We start from the raw sequence: 8,355 nt of genomic DNA on the forward strand, positions 1-8,355 counted from the left end.
CCGGGGGCGGGGCTTCGGAGGGACCTGGCGTCAGCGACGGGCCCGAGCGCGTCACCATGAGGAAGGCCGACCCGGACAGCGGCCCCGGCCCGAAACTCTGGTCCCGGGACTTCGGCCTCTTCTTCACGGCCAGGTCCCTCGCCAAGCTCGGCGAGACGATGCTGCCCGTGGCGCTCGCCGCGGGCCTGCTGCAGTACGGGTACGGGGCGGGCGCGGTGGGCCTGGCCATGGCCGCGTCCGTCGCCTGTTTCGCGGGACTGGTGATCTTCGGCGGAGTCTTCGCGGACCGGTTCAGCACGCGCCTGCTGATGATCGGCGCCGACGTGGTGCGGCTGGTGTCACAGTCGGTCGCGGCCGTCATGTTCTTCACCGGACACGTGGTGCTGTGGGAGATCTGCGTCATCGGCGCGGTCAACGGCGCGGCCTCCGCGATCTTCCAGCCGGGCGTCGCGGGCACCGTGCCCCGCCTGGCAGCGGACGTCCAGGCGGCCAACGGCGCGATCCGCGTCGCCGAGTCCGGTTCCCAGCTCGCGGGCCCCGCCGTGGCCGGCCTCCTCGTGGCCTTCGCATCGCCGGGCCTGGTCTTCGCGGCGCACGCGGGCACCTTCGCCCTCAGCGCGCTCTGCCTGCTCCTGCTGAAGCTGCCCCCGCTGCCCGCCGCCGACAGGTCCGTGCGCGGCGGCTTCCGCAAGGACCTCGTCGAAGGCTGGCGCGAGTTCCGCTCCCGTACCTGGCTCTGGGGCGTCATCGCCGTCTGGTGCGTCCTCCAGATCGGCGCCTCGGGCCCCGCGATCCCGCTCATCGCCACCCAGGTCACCCAGGAACACGGACCGCGCGTCTACGGCCTGATCAACTCGGCGCTGGGCGCGGGCACCGTCATCGGCGGCCTCATCGCCCTGCGCCTGCGCCCGCGCCGCATGCTCCGCGCCGGCTCGCTGGCACTGTTCGCGTTCGCGCTGTTCCCGGCGGTGGTCGGCGCGGGCCTGGACGTGCCGTGGATGATGGCTGGCTGCGCGGTGGCCGGGGCGGGGATGTCGTTCTGGGGCGTGATGTGGGCGACCAGCGTCCAGACCCAGGTCCCGCGCGAGGTCCTCAACCGCATCCACGCCTACGACGTCGCCGGCTCCCTCGCCATGGCCCCGGTCGGCCAGGCACTCGCGGGCCCGGCGGCGAACACGTTCGGCACGCACCACGTCCTGCTGGCGGGCGGCGTGGTCACCCTCCTGTGCGCGGCAGCCATGCTCGCGGTCCCGGGCATCCGCGGCCTGGTCCGGGCGGACGCCCAGCCCCTGCGCCCGCTGCCCGCGCCGGAACCGGTCAGGGCGCAGGGCCCCACGAAGTAGGCCGCCCCTCCGGGCGACGCGGCACCGCACCCGGCCGCCGCCCGGCCCGCCGGGCCCTACGAGGAAAGGGATGCACGACCACGGCCCCGAGTGCGGTATGGTTTCCGTGCACGTTCGGCCCGGGGAAAGCCCAGGTCAGCGAGCATCGGGACGTGGCGCAGCTTGGTAGCGCACTTGACTGGGGGTCAAGGGGTCGCAGGTTCAAATCCTGTCGTCCCGACCAGCTTTTTTGCAGGTCGGAGGCCGTTTCTGCCGTTGGGCAGGGGCGGCCTTTTTCCGTTGGTGGTCGTCAAGTGGTCGTAGCGCATGTGTGTGGATGCCTCTGGCGTAGTAGTGGCTTCATGCGGCATGTGGGGTTGTGGTCGTGGTGTGGTCGCGGCGTTGTTCTTCGCGATCGAGGGCGGTGGCGATGGCGTCGACGGCTTGGTGGGCGGTGCGTCGGGTGAGGTGGGCGTAGACGCCTTCGCTGATGGCTGTGGTCACGGCGAGGTGGCGCAGATCGTGGAGGGTGCAGCGGGGGACGCTCCTGCGCCTGGGTGCGTTCTGCGCCGGTTGCTCATTGGAAGCGGCCGGGTACGTGTGCGGTCCCGACACCGAGAGGGAACTCCTGGACGGCCTGGACACCCCCGTCGACCACAGCATGCTGCGCGTCCTGTCCACCCAGGACGGGGAACCGACGGGGAACCGCGAGTCGACATGCTCCAAACCATCCGTGAGTACGTGTTGGAGCGCCTGTCCGCCTCCACGGAGGACGTCACCGTCCGCGACCGTCACGCCGACTGGTACGTACGCTTGGCGGAGTCGGCGGAGTCCCATACCGAGGAACGCGGGTACCCCGATTGGGTGCGCCGCCTCCGTCAGGAACAGGGGAATCTGCGAGCCGCCCTGGAGTGGACCACACGCCAGGGCGGGTGCAGGGGGTCGGCCTACGGCTGGCGACGGCTCTGGCCCACTTCTGAGAGACCCAGGGCCTCTCCCCTGAGGGATTGCTGTGGGTCGACCGCGCCCTGAGCAGTCCTGGGGCCATCCCCGCACATCTACGGACGACGACGCTGCGCAAGGCGGGCGGACTGGCGAGCCTCGCGGGGGAGAGGGCGGAGAAGTGCGACGAGGGAGTCTCGGTCTGCTGGTGCGAACTCGGCCCGTTCCGGACCGAGTTGCCGTTACAGGACGGTGATCTGGTGGCGCAGGGCGAGGATCTCGATGTTCTTGTCGCGGTCGCTCGCCAGGAGCAGCCGCGGCATGGCGAAGACGTTGGTCACGGTCAGACAGGTCAATCGAAGCAGCACGGTCGAACATCATGCCGGGCTGTCGCGCGTTCGGGAACATTTCTGGGAGCCCTCGCACCGGGCCGGGATGGAGCGCCAGTTATCGCACGACGGTCAGTGTCACATCGCCGTGCCGGTAGGACACCCTGAACGTGTGACCGCCGGCCTTCAGGGTGTGCTGTTCCGGCAGGGAGAGGAAGTTGCCCTTGATCGAACCGCCACTCATGATCTGCAGTTCTGCGCCCGGAGTGAGGGATGCGCGAATGTCCAGGGTGAGTTTGCCTTCCAGTACCAGGTCACCCGCAGCCCGCACGCTCGTGCAGTCGTGGTTGCCGGAGATGGTGATGGCGAGGCGGCCCGCTCTGCGGATGGTCACGTCACCACCGACGTTCAGGACGTTGCCGGGAGCGATCTCAGTGAGGGTGATGGGCAGCGCGGACGCCGCTTCGCTGGACGACAGACCGGGCTGCAGCGTCCCGCTGGCGACGTCGATGCTGCCTGCCGCGAAGCCGGTGCCTCCGAGCTTGCCGCCCTTGACGTCGATCGAGCTTGCGTGTGAGCCGGTGATCGAAAGCTTGCCGCCTTCGATCGTTGTGCCGCCCTTGTAGGTGTTGTCGCCCGTCATGATCAGCGTCCCGGAGCCCTGCTTGGTCAGAGAGGCCGTGTAGAGGTTTTTGTTGATCTTTTTCTGAATGTGGGCCGCGCGCTTGTCCATCCATTCCTTGCGCCACTTGACGGCTTCCTTGTGGGCTATCTTGTCGTACAACTCGGGGTGGCCGTCAGTGATGGCTTGGACTTGAGGATCAGCCAGAATGCCCTGAAGCATGAAGGCTTGCTCGTCAAGCGTGCCATCCGGGTTCAGCACATTGGGGCTGAATTCACCGGCATAGGCGATGCCTTGCTTCTTGTAGCGCGCCAGCCACTCCAGTTCTTCCCTTTCTCTTTCCTTTATCGCGATCTGACCTATGTCGTTCGACCAGACGTCCAGGGGTGCCTTGTCCATGTTGTAGGTCATGGGGCTCAGGAACTGGCCGGGACCGTACATACCCTTGGCCAGATCGGGAATCCCCCAGCCCCAGCGTTCGTCCGGAAGGCCGTCGGGAGCGGTCCAGGCGATGGATTTTCCCGAGGGGGAGGTTTGCCCGGTTCCGAGGAATTTAACGCCATCGGACATCTTGTTGTTCGCCGTGGTCAACATCACCTCGCGCACCTGTTTGGCGCTCATGTCCGGATAGCGGGAGAGCAGGACCCCCATCACCGCAGTCGCAACGGGCGTTGCCGGTGACGTGCCGCTTGAGTTTGAATAGCTGATGTCACCACCGCTGTTCGCAGTCCGAACGCTGTTTGAAGGGGTTGACACGGTCCACCATTTGGCGAGTCCCGCCTCGTTGTACCCGGACTGCTTTGTGTATTCGGGATTGGCCTCAGTGGGCGGCTGCACTCCGCCGACGGCTATCCACTGCTGTTCCGTCGAGGGGTTGAAGAAGGGGTACGCCGGGCGATAATACGGGTTGCTCCAGTCGTTGTTGCCGGCCGACCTCACGTTGACGGTACCGCTGTCCTTGATGGCGTCCCAGATGGCTTCCATGAAGGAACGTCCGGGGTAGTCAGGATTGTATTGAATGCCGTCTTCCGAGTAGCTCTTCTTGAAGAAGAAGTACTGGTACTCCAGGTCCTTCAGGTACTCGTTGGGGATGATGGTCGCCATTGCCGTGGCGCTGACGCTGTCCTTGCCGGGAAGTTGGTAGGCCTTGGCAAGGTTTCCGTCGGGTCCGAGATCGTTGCCCAAGCCGTCAAAGCGGGTTCTGTTGAGGGTCTGGACGTAAGATCCCCAACTGCTGTTGATGACCTGGGCGCCTGCGTCGACCAGGGCCTTATTGGCTGTGTACCAGTAGACGTAATCATGAAAAGGGCCGTGGGACTGGGTGTCGGAACCGCCGGTCTGGGCAACATACATCGTCGATCCTGAGGCGATGCCGTGCTGTTCCTTACCGTCACGTATGCCGGAAGTGACCCCGAGCATGCCGGTGCCGTGCCCGTAGTCACTTGTTCTCGCCTGATCACCGTCCACGATGAACGGCTCGCCCGCGGTAAACGGGTTCGCCGGGGTTGCCGTGTTTCGATATCCGAAGCCGGACGTGCCGTAGACGCCCTCCGCTCTCACCGGAATGATCCGCTCGGTCTGGAACGCTTCGTGGGTAACCCTGTAGCCGGAATCCATCATGCCCAGCGCGACGCCGCGCCCGCAGTATCCCAGAGCGTAGGCGGTGGACGCATTCACCGCGACGAGCTGCCACGGGGAATTGATCTCTGTGCCAGGAGTGGAAGAATTGTGGCCGGTGTAGTATCCGTATTCCGGCGTTTCCCAACTGGCTTTAGCGGCATCCAGTTCCTCTGGTCTCGTGGCGACAAATCCGGGGTCTCCCGGGTACGAACACTGCGCGCAGCCTTGCGCGTGTGCCGTCCCGCCGCCCGTATAGCCAGGGGTTTTGGACGACGCCGAGGCGAACCCAGCTGGAGTGAACGCGATTCCTGCTCCGGTAGCAAGGGTGCCGCCCAGTCGCTGCAGGAACTGCCGCCGATTCGTTGACCTCATGCTCATCTCTGGTTCCTTTCTGATGGGTCGATATCTGACGAACTGGGGTGGCCTGTTGCGTCCCAACCCCATGATCTGCACGAGCCGGTCAAGGAAAGATGATGTGCCGTTCCTTGGAATGGGAATCGGCTCTTGAGCGCGATGGCGCTGGACAGGGACGGTCGGCGCCCTCGAAGAGGCGCGGACGCCATCGTCCGCGAGAAGGAAGCTCACAGCGCAGCCGCGATGAGAAGGGAGCCCTGCCGCGTCAGGGCGGCGACCTGGAACTCCCCCACGCGCGACCTCCCCGTATGATCACAGAATTAGACTGCGGCGGAAGTGCCTCGTCAAGAGGCCAACACCTATGCACCAGAGGTGATTTGGCTGTAACTCTCCTGGAGCGAGGGCGTGGTTCCCTGCGCCTTTGCTGTCGGTGACGGCGGCAGGGTCATTGCGCGAAGTCGATTTACCGGATCTGTGGGTGACGATCCGTCATTGCGTGCTCTGTGGGGTTCTGGGGGGTGCCCCTATATCTTTGGTCAAGCTTGATGCCCGCAGCGGTGAAGCAGTCGGCGTCGGTCATCGTGTGCACGGGCTTGAACAGTCGCTGCACCTGGCGGCGGGCAGGGGTCGCGGAATGGGCCGGTAGCCGAGGGCGCCTCAGAGTCTCGACGGCGCTCGGGAGCCGTCAAGGGTGAATGTGGGAGCGACCGCACCGCTGGGGGGCACGGGGTCGCAGGTTCAAATCCTGTCGTCCCGACCGTTCGATTCGTCGAATGTCGCAGGTGAAGGGCCGTTCTCGAACGGCCCTTTTTCTGTTGCCCAGCCACGGTCACCCGGACCTGCTCCACCCAGCCGTGCTGGAGTACGAGTCGAGCAGGTCCACCACGAAGATCAGCGTCGAGCCCGCGGGGATCAACGGTGAGGGTGACTGATTGCCGTAGCCGAGGCGCGGAGGAACGATGATCTCGCGTCGGCCGCCGACCTTCATCCCCCGCACGCCCCGGTCCCAGCCCTTGATGACCTTGCCACCGCCCAGGGCGAACTTGTACGGCTCGCCCCGGTCCCAGGAGGTGTCGAACTCCTTCCCGGACCGGAAGGTCACCCCGACGTAGTGGACTCTGACCACCATGCCCGGTTTCACCTCGGGGCCGTCCCCGACGATCAGGTCCCGGATGGTCAGCTCGGTCGGGGCGTCACCCTCCGGAACGTTCACCTCGGGCTTCGTCAGTTCAGTCATCGCAGCCTCGTCGCTCTCCGTCGTCGCCTCTTGCACGGGCGACCAGTCGGACACCCCGTGCGGTAGACGGTCACGCTACCGAGAACGCCCGGCCCGCTGAGGCGGGGCGGGGCGTCGGCCTTCGAGGAGTCACGTACGGAGGCACGTCCGCGGCGGGTCGACCGTGAGCCTCACACGGGCCGGGGCGCGACGGGACTCCGCCGGTGCACGGGCTCTTGTCCGACAGTGAACGGCCCGCGGCGGCAACCGTGGCCATGCACGGACAGGCATTCAGGCATGCGCTCACGGGCACGTCGGACGGTGTGGCGCCGCCTAGCGTCGCGGACGTACGCACAGCACGGACCGCAGGAGGCGGATCATGACCACAAACTCTCGTCCCGTGACCGGAAGCCAGCCCTGGCTGCACCAGAAGGGCCAGGTCATCCAGGAGTTCGGGTCGGTCAAGCAGTTTCCGCTCGGCCTCTCGTACGAGGCCCGGATGTACTCGTGCCAGCGCCTGAACAAGACCCTGGCGGACACCCAGATCCTGTACGGGCTCTACAAGAAGCACCACTGGCTCATGCGCGGCGCGACCTTCTACCAACTGCACCTGGTGCTGGACAAGCACGCGGGCGAGCAGCTGGAACTCATCGACACCCTCGCCGAACGCGTCCAGTCACTCGGTGGTGTCGCGGTGGGCGACCCCCGGCACGTCGCCGAGATCACGTCCATCCCCCGGCCCCCGGACGGCGTGGAGGAGGTCCCCGCGATGCTGTCGCGCCTCCTGGAAGCGCACGAGTCGATCCTCATCGACGCCCACGACGCCGCCAAGCGCACCGCCGACCTGGGCGACGACGGCACGAACGACCTCTTCGTCTCGCAGGTGATCCGGACCGGCGAGCTGCAGTCCTGGTTCCTGGCAGAGCACCTGGTGGACACGCCCCTCGTCCGTTCCTGATCCACCCTGAGGCGCACGCACCGACGCCCAGTGCCCGCGGAAGCGAGTCCGCGTGCACTGGGCGCAGTGTGATGGGGAGTTCGGTCAGCCCGCGTGCAGGACCCCGCGCAGGGTGGTGACGGCGAGGGTGATGGCGGCCTGCGCGGCGTGGGTGTCGCGCAGCGCGTTCAGCATGACGAAGTCGTGGATGACGCCCTGGAAGCGGACGGCGGTGACGGGGACGCCGGCCTGGCGGAGCTTGTTGGCGTAGGCCTCGCCCTCGTCGCGCAGGACGTCGGCCTCGCCGGTGATGACCAGGGCCGGGGGCAGGTCGGCGAGCTGGTCGGTGGTGGCGCGCAGCGGGGAGGCGGTGATCTGGGCGCGTTCGGTCTCGTCGGTCGTGTACTGGTCCCAGAACCACTGCATGCCGTCGCGGCGCAGGAAGTAGCCGGTGGCGAACTGGTGGTAGGACGGGGTGTCGAAGGCGGCGTCGGTGACCGGGTAGAACAACACCTGCTGGAGCAGCGGGACATCGCCGCGTTCCTTGGCCATCAGGGTCAGGGCGGCGGTCATGTTGCCGCCCACCGAGTCGCCGGCCACCGCCAGCCGGGCGCCGTCGAGGTCCTTGGTGGCGCCCTCGCGGACGATCCACTGGGCGACCGTGTAGTTCTGCTCGATGGCGACGGGGTAGCGGGCCTCGGGCGAGAGGTCGTACTCGGGGAAGACGACGGCCGCGTTCGCGCCGACGGCGAGTTCGCGGACCAGCCGGTCGTGGGTGTGGGCGTTGCCGAACACCCAGCCCGCGCCGTGGATGTAGAGGATCACCGGCAGGCTGCCCCGGACGCCGGCGGGGCGGACGATGCGGGTGCGGACGCTGCCGGTGGGGCCGCCCGGGACGGTGATCCATTCCTCGTCGACGTCCGGCTTGGCGATCTCGCCGGACTGCACCTCGTCGACCGCCTTGCGGCCCTCCGCCGGCGCGAGGTCGAACAGGTACGGCGGATTCGCGGTGG

The 8,355-nt window shown here is 67.0% G+C and carries 6 protein-coding genes and 1 tRNA gene; 3 read left to right on the plus strand and 4 right to left on the minus strand.

All coding sequences use genetic code 11. The features are described 5' to 3' along the window. Nucleotides 1-56 precede the first annotated feature (56 nt). Entirely contained in the window at nucleotides 57-1,343 is a 1,287-nt protein-coding gene (locus M4J07_RS44985; RefSeq protein WP_255982631.1) for an MFS transporter, read from the plus strand. 146 nt (nucleotides 1,344-1,489) lie between these two features. Continuing rightward, a tRNA-Pro gene (locus M4J07_RS44990) sits at nucleotides 1,490-1,566 on the plus strand. 940 nt (nucleotides 1,567-2,506) lie between these two features. Here M4J07_RS44990 and M4J07_RS44995 read toward each other — a convergent pair. The 3 genes from M4J07_RS44995 to M4J07_RS45005 form a co-directional block, all read right to left on the minus strand. Beyond that, complete coding sequence (locus M4J07_RS44995; protein ID WP_255982623.1) at nucleotides 2,507-2,632, minus strand: hypothetical protein; 126 nt, start codon at nucleotides 2,630-2,632, stop codon at nucleotides 2,507-2,509. A gap of 79 nt (nucleotides 2,633-2,711) precedes the next feature. Further along, nucleotides 2,712-5,213: a S8 family serine peptidase gene (locus M4J07_RS45000; RefSeq protein WP_255982625.1), complete on the minus strand. Its 2,502-nt coding sequence runs from the start codon at nucleotides 5,211-5,213 to the stop codon at nucleotides 2,712-2,714. An 805-nt stretch (nucleotides 5,214-6,018) separates the two neighbouring features. After that, nucleotides 6,019-6,426 (minus strand): FKBP-type peptidyl-prolyl cis-trans isomerase, encoded by a 408-nt coding sequence (locus M4J07_RS45005; RefSeq protein ID WP_305128978.1) that lies wholly within the window; start codon nucleotides 6,424-6,426, stop codon nucleotides 6,019-6,021. Nucleotides 6,427-6,784: 358 nt separating this feature from the next. Between M4J07_RS45005 and M4J07_RS45010 the strand changes: the two genes are divergently transcribed. Then, nucleotides 6,785-7,363 (plus strand): Dps family protein, encoded by a 579-nt coding sequence (locus M4J07_RS45010; protein WP_255982627.1) that lies wholly within the window; start codon nucleotides 6,785-6,787, stop codon nucleotides 7,361-7,363. Between the two features lie 84 nt (nucleotides 7,364-7,447). On the opposite strand, the gene M4J07_RS45015 is transcribed toward M4J07_RS45010, so the two are convergent. Next, nucleotides 7,448-8,355, minus strand: a 908-nt coding sequence (locus M4J07_RS45015) for an alpha/beta hydrolase (protein WP_255982629.1), incomplete at its 5' end; no start/stop codon positions are given.

It is taken from the genome of Streptomyces longispororuber (genome assembly GCF_024448165.1).
GTDB classification, from domain to species: Bacteria; Actinomycetota; Actinomycetes; order Streptomycetales; family Streptomycetaceae; genus Streptomyces; species Streptomyces longispororuber_A.

Coding starts and splice junctions, on each gene's coding strand:
- M4J07_RS45005 (WP_305128978.1), bottom strand. CDS start 6,426: ATGACTGAACTGACGAAGCCCGAGGTGAACGTTCCGGAGGGTGACGCC.
- M4J07_RS45000 (WP_255982625.1), bottom strand. CDS start 5,213: ATGAGCATGAGGTCAACGAATCGGCGGCAGTTCCTGCAGCGACTGGGC.
- M4J07_RS45010 (WP_255982627.1), top strand. CDS start 6,785: ATGACCACAAACTCTCGTCCCGTGACCGGAAGCCAGCCCTGGCTGCAC.
- M4J07_RS44985 (WP_255982631.1), top strand. CDS start 57: ATGAGGAAGGCCGACCCGGACAGCGGCCCCGGCCCGAAACTCTGGTCC.